13 protein-coding genes are annotated in these 13,812 nt (G+C 72.4%); 10 read left to right on the forward strand and 3 right to left on the reverse strand.

Annotated elements, in window-relative coordinates:
* Positions 1-16 precede the first annotated feature (16 nt).
* Positions 17-1,126 (reverse strand): carbohydrate kinase family protein, encoded by a 1,110-nt coding sequence (locus tag C892_RS0104410; protein ID WP_017556236.1) that lies wholly within the window; start codon positions 1,124-1,126, stop codon positions 17-19.
* A gap of 125 nt (positions 1,127-1,251) precedes the next feature.
* Between C892_RS0104410 and C892_RS0104415 the strand changes: the two genes are divergently transcribed.
* From C892_RS0104415 to C892_RS0104445, 7 genes are all read left to right on the forward strand, one after another.
* The gene (locus tag C892_RS0104415) at positions 1,252-2,607 is read left to right on the forward strand and encodes a 6-phospho-beta-glucosidase (protein WP_017556237.1); all 1,356 of its coding nucleotides are present in this window, start codon (positions 1,252-1,254) and stop codon (positions 2,605-2,607) included.
* Between the two features lie 58 nt (positions 2,608-2,665).
* Entirely contained in the window at positions 2,666-3,637 is a 972-nt protein-coding gene (gene mshD, locus C892_RS0104420) for a mycothiol synthase (protein ID WP_017556238.1), read from the forward strand.
* A 265-nt stretch (positions 3,638-3,902) separates the two neighbouring features.
* The gene (pstS, locus tag C892_RS0104425) at positions 3,903-5,030 is read left to right on the forward strand and encodes a phosphate ABC transporter substrate-binding protein PstS (protein ID WP_017556239.1); all 1,128 of its coding nucleotides are present in this window, start codon (positions 3,903-3,905) and stop codon (positions 5,028-5,030) included.
* A 237-nt stretch (positions 5,031-5,267) separates the two neighbouring features.
* Entirely contained in the window at positions 5,268-6,233 is a 966-nt protein-coding gene (pstC, locus tag C892_RS0104430; RefSeq protein WP_017556240.1) for a phosphate ABC transporter permease subunit PstC, read from the forward strand.
* Positions 6,234-7,325 carry a phosphate ABC transporter permease PstA gene (gene pstA, locus C892_RS0104435; RefSeq protein WP_017556241.1) on the forward strand — a complete coding sequence of 364 codons (1,092 nt, stop codon included), beginning with the start codon at positions 6,234-6,236 and terminating at the stop codon, positions 7,323-7,325.
* 49 nt (positions 7,326-7,374) lie between these two features.
* A complete protein-coding gene (pstB, locus tag C892_RS0104440) occupies positions 7,375-8,154 on the forward strand; it encodes a phosphate ABC transporter ATP-binding protein PstB (protein WP_017542055.1) in 780 nt (259 codons plus the stop codon).
* 510 nt (positions 8,155-8,664) lie between these two features.
* Positions 8,665-8,997, forward strand: a complete 333-nt coding sequence (locus C892_RS0104445; protein ID WP_017556242.1) for a serine protease inhibitor — start codon at positions 8,665-8,667, stop codon at positions 8,995-8,997.
* A gap of 201 nt (positions 8,998-9,198) precedes the next feature.
* On the opposite strand, the gene C892_RS0104450 is transcribed toward C892_RS0104445, so the two are convergent.
* Complete coding sequence (locus C892_RS0104450) at positions 9,199-9,816, reverse strand: DUF47 domain-containing protein (protein WP_017542057.1); 618 nt, start codon at positions 9,814-9,816, stop codon at positions 9,199-9,201.
* Positions 9,817-10,210: 394 nt separating this feature from the next.
* On the opposite strand from C892_RS0104450, the gene C892_RS0104455 reads away from it, so the two are divergent.
* The 3 genes from C892_RS0104455 to purM all read left to right on the forward strand — a co-directional run bounded on the left by C892_RS0104455 (position 10,211) and on the right by purM (position 13,335).
* Positions 10,211-10,714 carry a sterol carrier family protein gene (locus C892_RS0104455; protein ID WP_017556243.1) on the forward strand — a complete coding sequence of 168 codons (504 nt, stop codon included), beginning with the start codon at positions 10,211-10,213 and terminating at the stop codon, positions 10,712-10,714.
* A gap of 9 nt (positions 10,715-10,723) precedes the next feature.
* Positions 10,724-12,187: an amidophosphoribosyltransferase gene (gene purF / locus C892_RS0104460; RefSeq protein WP_026124134.1), complete on the forward strand. Its 1,464-nt coding sequence runs from the start codon at positions 10,724-10,726 to the stop codon at positions 12,185-12,187.
* Positions 12,188-12,261: 74 nt separating this feature from the next.
* Positions 12,262-13,335, forward strand: a complete 1,074-nt coding sequence (purM, locus tag C892_RS0104465) for a phosphoribosylformylglycinamidine cyclo-ligase (protein WP_017556244.1) — start codon at positions 12,262-12,264, stop codon at positions 13,333-13,335.
* 126 nt (positions 13,336-13,461) lie between these two features.
* Here purM and C892_RS0104470 read toward each other — a convergent pair whose 3' ends face one another.
* On the reverse strand, positions 13,462-13,725 hold the full coding sequence (locus tag C892_RS0104470) for a DUF3073 domain-containing protein (protein ID WP_017542061.1): 264 nt from the start codon (positions 13,723-13,725) through the stop codon (positions 13,462-13,464).
* Positions 13,726-13,812 lie beyond the last annotated feature (87 nt).

Consider the following 13,812-nt stretch of genomic DNA (forward strand, 5'->3'; position numbering starts at 1 on the left):
CGGCCTGCGCGCCTCCTCAGGCGCGCAGGCCGATCGTGGCGCTGGCGCGGCGGTGGTCCGTGGGCATCCACTCCATGGGGACCAGGTCCGACAGGAACCCGTACCCCTCGCCCGCGGGCCCGCCGCGCACCCCGCCCCACCAGGCCGCCACATCGGCCCAGCCCGGCGCGGACAGCGACCCGCCGGTGTGCTGCACCGACAGCGCCGCGCACAGGTTGGCGAAGCGCAGCCGCCGCTCCAGCGGCCACCCGGCCAGGGTGCCGACGATGAAGGCGGCGCCGAACACGTCGCCCGCGCCGGTGGTGTCCACCCCCTCCAGCACCACGCCCTCGGCCTCGGCCGTCTCGCCGGTGGTCTGGTCCACCGCCAGCGCCCCGCGCGGGCCGTCGGTCACCACCGCCACCGGAACCCGGTCGGCCAGCGCCGACAGCGCCGAGCCGGGGCTGCCGGTGCGGGTATAGGACATGGCCTCGATGGCGTTGGGCATGAACGCGTAGCAGTCGTCGAGCTGCTCCAGCACCGAGGGGCACCAGGTCTGGCTGTCGTCCCAGCCCACGTCGGCGAAGATCCGGGCCCCGCCCGCGGCCTGGCGCGCCGCCCACTCCGGGACGGGCCCGCCGGGCCGCAGCCCGACGAAGGCGGCGCGGGCCTGGGGCAGCGCCTCGGCCAGGCGCTCGACCGGCTCGGGTGGCGGGTGCTCGTGGGTGACCATGCCGCGGTCGCCCTTCCAGGCCAGCGAGACCGTGAACGGCGAGTGCCAGTCGGGGAAGCGCTTGGAGGCGCTCAGGTCCACCTCCTCCTGGCGCTCCAGCGTCTCCCAGGCGAAGTCGCCGTAGACGTCCTCCCCGAAGGCGGCCGCCACGGCCGTGCGCAGCCCCAGCCGCGAGGCGGCGACCGCCAGGTTGGCCACGCCTCCGGGGCACGACCCCATCCCCTGCGCGCCGACCTCGGTCCCGGGGGCGGGCGGCGCGGTCAGCCCCGTCAGGACGATGTCGAAGAACACCGTCCCGCTCAGCGCGAGGTCGATCGCGGGCCCCTCACCCTCGGGCCCCCGCTCCCCGGCCAGCACGTCCCTCCGCTCGCCCACGAGCGGCAGGGATTCGAGCGCGCGGCTCTGCTCCTCCATGTGCGGCGCCTCCCATCGGCCCGGATGCGGAGTGTGTGCCAGCAGGTTATGCACTCGGCGCCCCGGTGTCGCGCGTGGGCACCGAACCGGGTACGGGGTCCGGGGCCCGCCGATACGCTGGCGGGGTGCGTCTGACGATCCTGGGAGGGGGAGGGTTCCGCGTCCCCCTCGTCTACCGCGCCCTGCTGGCCGACGCTCTGAAGGGCGACCCGGTCGTCACCGAGGTGGCGCTGCACGACACCGACGCCGGGCGCTTAGAGGCGGTGGCGGCCGTTCTGGCGGCCCAGCGCGAGCGGTCCGGCGCCGAGCTCCCCGTGCACGCCTCCACCGACCGCGCCGACGCGCTCGACGGCGCCGGCATGGTCTTCTCCGCCGTCCGCGTCGGCGGAATGCAGGGACGCGTCCTCGACGAGCGCATCGCCCTCGACGCCGGAGTTCTGGGCCAGGAGACGGTCGGCGCCGGCGGGATCTCCTATGGGCTGCGCACCCTTCCCGAAGCGCTCGCGGCCGCACAGGACATCGCCGAGCACGCCCCGGACGCGTGGGTGGTGAACTTCACCAACCCCGCCGGGCTGGTGACCGAGGCGATGGCCGGGGTGCTGGGCGACCGGGTCGTGGGAATCTGCGACTCCCCTGTGGGGCTGGGCCGGCGCGCCGCCCGCGCGCTGGGCCTGGACCCGGCGGACGTGCACATCGACTACGCCGGACTCAACCACCTGGGGTGGGTGCGGGGCCTGTGGTCGGGCGGCCGCGACCGGCTGCCGGAGCTGCTGGCCGACGACCGCGCCCTGGAGTCCTTCGAGGAGGGGCGGCTGTTCGGCGCGGAGTGGATCCGCGCGGTCGGCGCCCTGCCCAACGAGTACCTGCACTACTACTACTTCGCGCGGGAGGCGCTGCAGGCGGCGCTGGAGAGCCCGCGCACCCGGGGCGAGCAGCTGGTCGAGCAGCAGGAGCGGTTCTACGCCGAGGCGCGGGAACACCCGGCGGAGGCGTACCGGCTGTGGGAGCGGACCCGCCTGGAGCGGGAGCGCACCTATATGGCCGACAACCGCCGCGCCTCCGGCGGGTTCGAGCGCGAGAGCGAGGATCTCGACGGCGGGGGCTATGAGGAGGTCGCTCTGGCGGTCATGCGGGCCGCCGCCCGTGACGCCCCGACCCGCCTGATCGTCAACACCCGCGCCCGCGGCGCGCTCCCCGGGCTCGACCCCGATGCGGTGGCCGAGCTTCCCTGCGTGGTCGACGGGTCGGGCGCCCACCCGGTGGCGGCCGCGCCTCTGAGCGGCCACCAGGAGGGGCTGGTCCACGCGGTCAAGGCGGTCGAGCGGGACGTGATCGAGGCGGTGCGCAGCGGCTCCCGGAGTACGGCCCTGAGGGCGTTCGCGACCCACCCTCTGGTGGACTCGGTGGGCACGGCCCGCACGCTCCTGGAGGAATACACCCGTGCCTTCCCGGAGCTGCAGCGAGTGCTGTCACGCGGCTGAGAGCCGCTGGAACGCCCCGAGAGCCGTATACCCGGCCGTACATCTGAAAGGCAGGCCGATGGACGAGGTCCGCATCGTTCGCTCCCTCGACGAGGAGGACGCCGAGCGCGTCCTCGCGCTGGCCGAGGAGGCCCGCACCCTGGACGGCGCCGAGGCGCTCTCCGAGCAGACGGTGCTCCGGGTGCGCCACGGCTCCCCCGACGGCGCCGCCCGCTTCCACCTGCTGGAGGACGAGGGCGACCTGGCGGGGTTCGCCTTCGCCGAGAAGTCCGGCGGCGAGCCCGACTCGGCCGAGCTGGTGGTGGCGCCGGGGCGGCGGCGCCGCGGGCACGGCACCGCGCTGGCGCGGTCGCTGCGCGCCGACGCCGGGGCCGCCGGTGTGCGGGTGTGGGCGCACGGGCGGCTGCCCGCCGCCCAGGGACTGGCCGAGGCGCTGGGCTGGCGGCGGGCGCGCGGGCTGCTGAAGATGCGCCTGGCGCTGCGCGGCGCGGACGGCGCCCCGGTGGACCTGCCCGAGCCGGCGCCCTCGACGGCGGTGGCCGAGGGGGTGCGGGTGCGGGCGTTCCGGCCCGGCGGCGACGAACAGGCCTGGCTGCGCACCAACGCCGCGGCCTTCGCCGACCACCCCGAACAGGGCGGGCTGGCCCTGGAGGACCTGCGCCAGCGCCAGGCCGAGCCCTGGTTCGACGCCGAGGGGTTCTTCGTCGCCGAGGAGCGGAAGGGCGAGGGCGGCGGGGTCGGCGACGGCCGGATCGCCGGCTTCCACTGGACCAAGGTGCACGCCGACGGCGCGGGCCTGACCGACGGCGAGCCGGTGGGCGAGGTGTACGTGGTCGGGGTGGACCCGTCCTGGCAGGGGACCGGCCTGGGCCGGCTGCTCACCCTGGCCGGGGTGCGGTACCTGCGCGACCGCGGCCTGCCCTGGGTGCTGCTCTACGTCGAGGAGGACAACCGGCCCGCGGTGCGGCTCTACGAGTCGCTCGGATTCACCGCCTGGGACGGCGACGTGATGTACGCACCGAACGACTGAGCGCATCGCCTGACTGGTCACCGCGGCGCGCACAAGGGGGGCGCGCCGCGGTTAACCTCACGTCCACGCTCTTTCCCACTGGCCTTCCGACAGACTCGTCCCCGCGTTCACCGTGCGTTCACCCTCACTGGGAGCGCTGGTCACCTCGCCTCCCTAACGTCGCATTTAACGAGGTCAGCGGAGCTTTGAGGGTTATACCGGACAAACCGCCGCGGACTCGTGAACAGAACTTGGTTCGGACGTCCAGAGGAAGGACACCGGGGCTGTGAAGCTCTTCAAGTACCGCCGGTTCGCGGGCTACACCGGCATCGCACTGGCCGGCACGATGGCCCTGGCCGCCTGCGGCAGCGACCAGGCCGTCGACCCCGAGGAGAACGGCGCCGTGTCCGGCGCCTCCGCCGAGTGCGTGGACGGCGGCGGTACCCTCTCCGGCGCCGGCGCGAGCTCCCAGGAGAACGCGATGGCCACCTGGAAGGCCGGGTACGAGGGGGCCTGCTCCGGGACCACGGTCCAGTACGACTCGGTCGGCTCCGGCGCGGGCCGCTCGCAGTTCATCGACGGCGCGGTCTCCTTCGCCGGCTCCGACGCCGCGCTGGACGAGACCGAGACCGAGCAGGCCGTCGAGCGCTGCAACGGCGCCGAGGTGGTCAACCTCCCGGCCTACATCTCCCCCATCGCGGTGGTCTTCAACCTGGAGGGCGTCGACTCGGTCAACCTCTCCCCCGACACCATCGCCGGCATCTTCAACCAGGACATCACCACCTGGAACGACGACGCGATCGCCGAGGACAACCCGGACGTCGAGCTCCCCGACACCGACATCGTCCCGGTGAACCGCTCGGACGAGTCCGGCACCACCGAGAACTTCGTCGCCTACCTCTCCGAGGCCGCCGGCGACACCTGGACCCACGACATCAGCGGCGACTGGCCGATCGAGCCGGTCGAGGCCGCCCAGGGCTCCTCCGGCGTGGTCTCGGCCGTCGAGGGCGGCCAGGGCACCATCGGCTACGTCGACGCCTCCCACGTCGGCGAGCTGGGCACCGCGGCCGTCGGCGTCGGTGACGACTTCGTCGAGTACACCCCCGAGTCGGCCGCGGCGATCGTCGAGGCCTCGCCGCAGCGCGAGAGCAACTCCGACAACGACCACGCGATCGAGCTGGACTACACCACCGACGACACCAGCGCCTACCCGATCGTCCTGGTCTCCTACGAGGTCGCCTGCATGGTCTACCCGGAGCAGAGCGAGGCCGACCTGGTGAAGAGCTACCTGTCCTACGTGGTCAGCGAGGAGGGCCAGGAGGCCGTCGCCGAGGAGGCCGGCTCGGCCCCGCTGACCGAGGGGACCCGGGAGAGCCTCCAGGAGACCATCGACGCGATCTCCGCGGAGTCCTGATCCCGCGGAGCAGGACCGCCTCAGGGTGGGGAGGGCGCCGCAGCGGCGCCGTCCCCGCCCTTGGCGTGCGTGCGCACCCGGCCCGGCCCTGCCGGGTGTGCGCCGCGCCGCGCCGGGATGTGGTCGAACCTCCCCGACCGGCACCGCAGAATGTAGACGGCCCTGTCATGGCATGTACCGAGCACAACCCCTGTTCGCCCGGCCGCGAACCGTGACCCTTTTCGACCGGAGTCTCACATGACCACCACGGACCCGTCAGCGACGGCGCCCCCCCAGATCCGGGCGAAGCGCCGCGTCGGCGACGCCGTCTTCGCCAACACCGCACGCGGATCGGGGATCCTGATCCTGGCGATCCTGGCCGGCGTGGCGGCCTTCCTGCTCATCCAGTCCTTCGATTCGCTCTCGGCCAACACCGCGAACTTCTTCACGGCCACGGACTGGCACGCCAACGTCCGCGAGAACCCGGCCTTCGGTGTGGCGGCGCTCGCCTTCGGCACCGTGCTGGCCGCCGCGATCGCGCTGGTGATCGCCACCCCGATCTCGATCGGGATCGCGCTGTTCATCGTCTACTACGCGCCCCGCCGGATCGCCGCCGTGCTCGGCTACATCGTCGACCTGCTGGCCGCCATCCCCAGCGTCGTCTACGGCCTGTGGGGCATCGGGTTCCTCGTCTTCGAGATGCAGGGCTTCTACGAGCTGCTCACCGACTACCTGGGCTGGATCCCGCTGTTCGCGGGCCCGGTCTCGACCACCGGGCGCACCATGCTCAGCGCCGGCATCGTGCTGGCGGTGATGATCCTGCCGATCATCACCGCGATGTCCCGCGACGTGTTCAAGCAGGTCCCGCAGGGCCACCAGGAGGCCGCGCTGGCGATGGGCGCCACCCGCTGGGAGATGATCCGCATGGCGGTGCTCCCCTTCGGCCGCCCCGGCGTCATCGGCGGCGCCATGCTCGGCCTGGGCCGCGCACTCGGGGAGACCATGGCGGTGGCCATGATCCTGTCCCCCTCGCTGGTCATCTCGCCGTTCCTGCTGCAGAGCGGCAACCAGACCATCGCGGCGCACATCGCGCTGCAGTACCCCGAGGCCACCGGGTACGGCGTCTCCGCGCTGATCGCCGCCGGCCTGGTGCTGTTCGCCATCACCCTGGTCGTCAACATGGGCGCACGGTTCGTCGTCGCGCGGCGCAAGGAGTTCTCCTAAATGACCACCACGACCCGACCGAAGTCCACCGGCTCGGCCGGTGAGGGGCCGCAGACCCAGCGCTCCATGCGCACCGGGTCGCTGCCGCGCTACGCGCCCGCGGCGGTGCTCGCCGGCGCCGCCGTGGTCTCCTCCGCCGCCCTGCAGGCGCTGGGCTCCTTCCACCTGGTGACCGCCGGCCTGGCCACCGCCGTGCTGTACACGGTGGTCGTCGTCGGCGCCTCGGCCGCCGTGGAGAACCCCCGCAAGGCCAAGGACCGCTTCGTCACCGCGGTGGTCTACCTCTGCTTCGCCGCGGCCATGCTGCCGCTGCTGTCGCTGCTGACCACGGTCTTCCTGGAAGGCATCACGCGGCTGGACGGCTACTTCCTGACCGTCTCGATGAACGGCGTGACGCCGAGCATGGACGCCGGCGGCGTCTACCACGCCATCGTCGGCACCATCGCCATCACCGGCATGGCCGCGGTGATCTCCATCCCGATCGGCCTGTTCACCGCCGTCTACCTGGTGGAGTACGGACGCGGGCGGCTGGCCAAGGCGATCACGTTCTTCGTCGACGTCATGACCGGCATCCCCTCCATCGTGGCCGGGCTGTTCGTCGTGGCCCTGTGGATGATGCTGTTCGGCCCGGGCAACACCAACGGGGCGGCCGGCGCCGTCTCCCTGGCCGTGCTGATGATCCCGGTGGTGGTGCGATCCAGTGAGGAGATGCTCCGGCTGGTCCCCCAGGAGCTGCGGGAGGCCTCCTACGCCCTGGGCGTGCCCAAGTGGCTGACCATCGTGAAGGTGGTCCTGCCCACCGCCGTGGCCGGTCTGACCACGGGAATCATGCTCGCCCTGGCCCGCGTTATCGGGGAGACGGCGCCTCTGGTGCTGACCGCCGGCTCCTCGGCGGTGGCGATCAACTGGAACCTGTTCAACGGGCAGATGATGAGCCTTCCGGTCTTCATCTACTCGCAGGTCCGCATGGGGGGCGCGGTCAACATGGAGCGCGCCTGGGCCGCCGCGCTGACCCTGATCGTCATCGTCATGCTGCTCTTCCTGACCGCGCGCCTGGTCTCCCGCCTCTTCGCCCCCAAACTCGGCCGCTGACCGGCTCGACCAACCACGGACACCCGCTAGAGACACCTGAGGACAACCAGTGGCCAAACGAATCGACGTCTCCGGCCTGCACGTCTACTACGGCGACTTCCTCGCCGTCGAGGACGTCTCCATGACCATCGAGCCCCGGTCGGTGACGGCCTTCATCGGGTCGTCGGGCTGCGGCAAGTCGACGTTCCTGCGCACCCTCAACCGCATGCACGAGGTGACCCCCGGCGCCCGCGTGGACGGCAAGGTGATGCTGGACGACATGGACATCTACGGCCCCGACGTGGACCCGGTCGAGGTCCGGCGCGAGGTCGGCATGGTCTTCCAGAAGGCCAACCCCTTCCCGACGATGTCCATCTACGACAACGTCATCGCCGGCGCCAAGCTCAACAACAAGCGCATGAGCAAGGCCAAGGCCGACGACCTGGTGGAGCGGTCCCTGCGCGGGGCCAACCTCTGGGAGGAGGTCAAGGACCGGCTGAACAAGCCCGGCGCGGGCCTGTCCGGCGGCCAGCAGCAGCGGCTGTGCATCGCCCGGGCCACCGCGGTGGAGCCCAGCGTCCTGCTCATGGACGAGCCCTGCTCGGCCCTGGACCCCATCTCCACGCTGGCGATCGAGGACCTCATCCACAAGCTGAAGGAGGAGTACACGATCGTCATCGTCACCCACAACATGCAGCAGGCGGCGCGGGTGAGCGACCGGACGGCCTTCTTCAACCTGGCGGGGACCGGCAAGCCCGGCCGGCTGATCGAGATGGGCGAGACCAACAAGATCTTCACCAAGCCGGACGAGCAGGAGACCGAGAACTACATCACCGGCCGCTTCGGCTGACGGCCGGGCGCACGGGCGCCGGGGCGGCGGGGGACACCCCGCCGCCCTTTTCTCTTCCCGGAAACGGCGGGATCCCGCGCGCGGACCTGCACGCGGATCCGCGTTATCGTCGAGAAATAAAGCCCGGATACATTCCCGGAGCATCCGACGGGAAAACATCCGCAGTTCACAGGACCGGGAAACTCCGACTCGGAACACCGGAGACCCCCGGTGTGAAGAAGGACACACCCGTACCCCCTCGCACCGAAGCGGACAGGCCGCCATCGCCTGCACCCACGACGACCAGCATGTATACGGAGCGCGACGGATTCTTAATTTAGTGCGACCTTCAACTATCCAATGCCATACGGTAGACAATGACGGTCCGCACGCCCGCCACCTGGAACGTTCCCCAATTTCCGCCGACCCGCCCCGGATACCTGTCGCGTAATCGCCCCGTAATGCATGTCCGGCCATTCGTTGCTACATTCTGAAGTGTCCTTCGCAATCACAAGTTGGAAGGGAACACCAATGAACCGCGTTACCCTCGCGGGTTCCATCCTCGCCTGCGCGACCGTCGTCGCCGCGCTCTTCCCGGCCACCGCCGGGGCCGCGGCCGCCGAAGGCGCCGGCACCCACCCGACGACCCTGTGCACGGGCAAGCAGGCCTGGCCCGAGCTGGAGGGCGCCGACGTCCACGAGGCCGTCGCGACGGTCGAGCGGGAGAACCCCGCGGTGACCACCGTCGTCGTGCCCGAGGGCTCGGCCGTGACCATGGACTTCCGGTGCGACCGGGTGCGCGTCTTCCACGAAGGCGACACCCCCGCGCCGCTCACCGTCTCGCGCCCGCCGCAGGTCGGCTAGCGCGAGACCGAACGGACCGCCGGGCGCCGCCACCGGACGACCCGCGCCCCTCTCCCCGGGGCCGCGGGGACGGCGCCAGGGCGGTCCCGTCCCGCCGCACGGAGTGCGGGCCGTACGGCGGGACTCGCGGCCCGCGCCGCGCGTGGACCTGTGGGAGCGTCCGCGCGGCGCGGGCCGCCCTCCCCTCGCGGGGCGCCGCCGCTAGGACTTCTTGACCGCGATGGTCTCCACCGTGTTGGCCACGTGCTCGAAGGCGTCGGCGGCCGCCTCCAGCTCCTCCACCACGTCCTTGAGCTTCATCACCGTGAGCGCGTCGTAGCCGCCGTTGAACAGGTGGGCCAGCAGCCGGCGGTAGATCTGGTCCGCCTGGTTCTCCAGCTGGTTGATCTCGATCCAGTACCGCGCCAGGTCCTTCATCGTGCGCAGCCGCGGCATCGCCTCGGCGGTCAGCTCCGCCGCCCGCTCCAGCACCTCGACCTGGTCGATGATGCCCTTGGGCAGCCGCTCCAGCCGGTAGAGGCCGATGAGGTCCACCGCCGCGTCCATCGCGTCCATCACGTCGTCCAGGGACGACGCGAGCTTGTAGATGTCCTCGCGGTCGAAGGGGGTGGCGGAGCGGCCGTTGAGCCGCCGCATGATGGCGTGGGTCCGCTCATCGCCGGCGTGCTCGCAGGCGCGCATCTTCTCGCCGATCGCGTCGCGGTCGCCACCGTCGCCGATCAGCTCGGCCAGCAGCCGCGCCCCGATGACCAGGTTGTTCGCGGAGTCCGCGAACATCTCGTAGTAGCTGTCATCACGCGGTGTCAGGCGCAGGCGCACATCCAACTCCCGAAGTGCGGTGGGTCGTCCGTGTGGATGGTACGGGGACTATTCGGACATATAGGTCGCACTATCGGCGCGGGCACGGTCGTCGGACGCATGCCGGGTGACCCGGTCCCGGATGCGCGATCATCCTAACCGCCCCGCTTCGTCCCCGGCCGGGGGAGGCGGTGGGCCGCCCCGCGGCCGCCGCCCGGGCAGAGGTTCGCGAACGGGACACGGATCACAACGGATCACACGGGAACACCGGAGCACACACGTCCCGGCACCCCCTCTCCACCGGCGGTGCGCCCGGCGTTCACCGAGGCGACGCGACGAGTTCGGCCACTGGACAGTTTCGCGGCACGCCCCCGCCCAGGGCAACCACCCGGGCCCGGCGGAATACCCTTCCCCCATGCCCTCCCGCCCGACCGCCGCCCAGCGCCGCCTGGCCGCCCTGCGCGAGGCCCTCGGCGCCCAGCGCGCCGCCCTGGACCTCGCGCCCTACGACGGACCCGACCGCCCCGCCGCGCTGCTCGACGCCTGCGTGGCGGCGGTGCTGGAGGCCTACGACCGGGGCGCGGCCCCGGAGCGGGCCGCCGTGCGCGCCGCGGTCCGCGGCACCCTGGACGAGCTGTCCGCCCGGGCCCCCGGGCACAGCCTGGAGGTCCGGGTCCCGCCCTACGGCGCGGTGCAGGCCGTCGAGGGGCCCCGGCACACCCGCGGAACGCCGCCGGGGGTGGTCGAGACCGATCCGCGCACCTGGCTGGAGCTGGCCGCGGGCCGCCGGTCCTGGGACGCGGCCGTGGACGGCCACGCGGTCGCGGCCAGCGGCGAACGCGCCGACCTGGGGCCGTTCCTGCCGCTGGGGGACGGTGATCGGGCCCCGGGTGGCACACCGGGCCCAGGCAGGCACTAAGCTGAAAGCGTGTCGCATCCCGACGGCCGGCTCAGCATGGACCTCGACCCCGTCGAGCGCCCCGCACAGGACGAATGCGGTGTGTTCGGTGTCTGGGCACCCGGCGAAGAAGTCAGCAAGCTCACCTATTTCGGCCTCTACGCACTCCAGCACCGCGGTCAGGAGTCCGCGGGCATCGCCCTGAGCGACGGCGAGCGCATCGTCGTCTACAAGGACATGGGCCTGGTCTCCCAGGTCTTCAACGAGGCGACCCTGGAGTCCCTTAAAGGCCACCTCGCGATCGGGCACTGCCGGTACTCCACCACCGGCTCCCCCGTGTGGGAGAACGCCCAGCCGACCTTCTACACGGCGCGCGAGGGCGGACTGGCCCTGGGGCACAACGGCAACCTGATCAACACCCCCGAGCTGGCGGCGATGCTGCCCGGGGACCGGCTCGGCGCCACGACCGACACCGAGGTGCTCACCAACCTGCTCGCCCAGAACGGCGGGCGCACCACCGAGGAGGCGGCACTCGACCTGCTGCCCAAGGTGCAGGGCGCCTTCTCCCTCGTCTTCATGGACGAGGACACCCTCTACGCCGCCCGCGACCCGCAGGGCATCCGGCCCTTCGTACTGGGGCGCCTGGGCGGCGGCTGGGCCGTGGCCAGCGAGACCGCGGCGCTGGACATCGTCGGCGCCACGTTCGTGCGCGAGATCGAGCCGGGCGAGATGCTCACCATCGACGAGCGGGGCGTGCGCTCCATGCGCTTCGCCGCCGCCGAGCCCAAGGGCTGCCTGTTCGAGTACGTGTACCTGGCCCGCCCCGACACCACCATCGCCGGGCGCAACGTCAACTCCACCCGCGTGGAGGTGGGGCGCCGGCTCGCCGACGAGCACCCCGCCGACGCCGACCTGGTGATCCCGGTGCCCGAGTCGGGCACCCCGGCCGCCGTCGGCTACGCCCGCGGCAGCGGCATCCCCTTCGCCCAGGGCCTGGTGAAGAACTCCTACGTCGGGCGCACCTTCATCCAGCCCAGCCAGACCCTGCGGGAGCTGGGCATCCGCCTCAAGCTCAACCCCCTGCGCGACGTCATCGAGGGCAAGCGCCTGGTCGTGGTGGACGACTCCATCGTGCGCGGCAACACCCAGCGCGCGCTGGTGCGGATGCTGCGCGAGGCCGGCGCCGCCGAGGTGCACGTGCGCATCTCCAGCCCCCCGGTGATGTGGCCCTGCTACTACGGCGTGGACTTCGCCAGCAAGGCCGAGCTGATCGCGGGCAACCTGAGCACCGAGGAGATCCGCGCCTCGATCGGCGCCGACTCCCTGGGCTTCATCGGCCTGGACGAGCTGGTCGCCGCCACCGACGTGGCCAAGGACCGGCTCTGCCGCGCCTGCTTCGACGGGGTCTACCCGATCGAGGTGGACGAGGCCTCCCGCGGCAAGTACCTGCTGGAGAAGGCCTGCGGCGCGCCCAAGGCGGGCTCGCCGGCCTGAGCGGCCCCGCCCGGCCCGCGCCCCGCGGGCCCGGCGCGCACCGCCCCCGTTGACGAGCTTGAGAGGTATTTCGCGTGGCACAGGGTGCTGACCCCGCCGGCTCCCCGTCGGCCTACGCCGCCGCCGGCGTCGACATCGCCGCCGGCGAGCGCGCCGTCGACCTGATGAAGCGGCACGTGGCCCGCACCGCCCGGCCCGAGCAGGTGACCGACGCCAGCGGCTTCGCCGGGCTGTTCCGGCTGGACGTGTCCAAGTACCGGTCCCCGGTCCTGGCCACCTCCACCGACGGCGTGGGCACCAAGGTGATGCTCGCCCAGGAGCTGGACGTGCACGGCACCATCGGCCGGGACCTGGTCGCCATGGTCGTCGACGACCTGGTGGTCGCCGGGGCCGAGCCGCTGTACATGACCGACTACATCGCGGTGGGCAAGGTGGTCCCCGAGCGGGTCGCCGAGATCGTCGGCGGCATCGCCGAGGGCTGCGCCCGCGCCGGGTGCGCGCTGATCGGCGGGGAGACCGCCGAGCACCCCGGGGCGATGGGCCCGGGCGAGTACGACCTGGCCGGCGCCGCGACCGGCGTGGTCGAGGCCGACGGCGTCCTGGGCCCGGACCGGGTGCGCCCCGGCGACGCGGTGATCGCGATGGCCTCGTCCGGACCGCACTCCAACGGCTACTCGCTGATCCGCCGGGTGGTCGAGGGCGCCGGGCTGGACCTGCGCGCGCAGGTGCCCGCGTTCGGGCGCACCCTGGGCGAGGAGCTGCTGGAGCCCACCCGGATCTACGCCAAGGACTGCCTGGAGCTGGCCGAGCGGGTGCAGGTGCACGCCTTCTCCCACATCACCGGGGGCGGGCTGGCCGCCAACCTGGAGCGCTCGCTGCCGGCCGGCGCCGACGCCGAGGTGGACCGGTCGACCTGGGCCCCGCAGCCGGTGTTCGGCCTGATCGCCGAGCAGGGCGGGGTGGAGCGCGCGGACATGGAGTCCGCCTTCAACATGGGCGTGGGCATGGTCGCGCTGGTCGAGGGCGGCGACGCCGACGAGGCGCTGCGGGTGCTGGCCGAGCGGGGCGTTCCCGCCTGGCGCGCCGGCACCGTGGTCGAGGGCTCGGGCCGGGTGCGCATGCTCGGCTCCTACCGGGGGCACGCGTGAGGGGCGCTCCCCTCGGGGAGCGCCCCTCCTGCGCTTCCGCAGACAGGCATGGCCGGAACGACCCACCGGAGTGGTTCGGCCCGGCTATGCCTGTCTGCTCGTCCGGACGCCCGTTCGGGCGGGGTGCTAGCGGACGTCCCCCGAGCGGTCGGGTTCCTCATCCGAGGGACCGTCGGGCGAGGCGTACTGCTCCGCTAGGTCCGCGTAGCGCTCGACCAGGTCGTCGTAAGGGTCATGATCCGGGCCCCCCGCCGAATCCGACGGCGCCCCGTTCTCATCCTCAGCGACACCCAGCTCCGCCCGCAGCCGATCGAGGTCGGTCCCGCCGGTGCTGTACTTCAGCCTCCGAGCGACCTTCTGCTGCTTGGCCTTTGCTCGGCCGCGCCCCATTGGCTCGACCCCCTCAACGATTGGGTTTGGCGAAACCCCAGATCACTAGCAAAACCGCAATGCCGGGCTGACGACCGTCAGCGCACT

It is taken from the genome of Nocardiopsis baichengensis YIM 90130 (assembly GCF_000341205.1).
In the GTDB taxonomy this organism is placed as follows: Bacteria; Actinomycetota; Actinomycetes; order Streptosporangiales; family Streptosporangiaceae; genus Nocardiopsis_A; species Nocardiopsis_A halophila.

Coding starts and splice junctions, on each gene's coding strand:
- C892_RS0104410 (WP_017556236.1), bottom strand. CDS start 1,126: ATGGAGGAGCAGAGCCGCGCGCTCGAATCCCTGCCGCTCGTGGGCGAG.
- C892_RS0104445 (WP_017556242.1), top strand. CDS start 8,665: ATGAACCGCGTTACCCTCGCGGGTTCCATCCTCGCCTGCGCGACCGTC.
- pstA (WP_017556241.1), top strand. CDS start 6,234: ATGACCACCACGACCCGACCGAAGTCCACCGGCTCGGCCGGTGAGGGG.
- pstC (WP_017556240.1), top strand. CDS start 5,268: ATGACCACCACGGACCCGTCAGCGACGGCGCCCCCCCAGATCCGGGCG.
- mshD (WP_017556238.1), top strand. CDS start 2,666: ATGGACGAGGTCCGCATCGTTCGCTCCCTCGACGAGGAGGACGCCGAG.
- C892_RS0104470 (WP_017542061.1), bottom strand. CDS start 13,725: ATGGGGCGCGGCCGAGCAAAGGCCAAGCAGCAGAAGGTCGCTCGGAGG.
- C892_RS0104455 (WP_017556243.1), top strand. CDS start 10,211: ATGCCCTCCCGCCCGACCGCCGCCCAGCGCCGCCTGGCCGCCCTGCGC.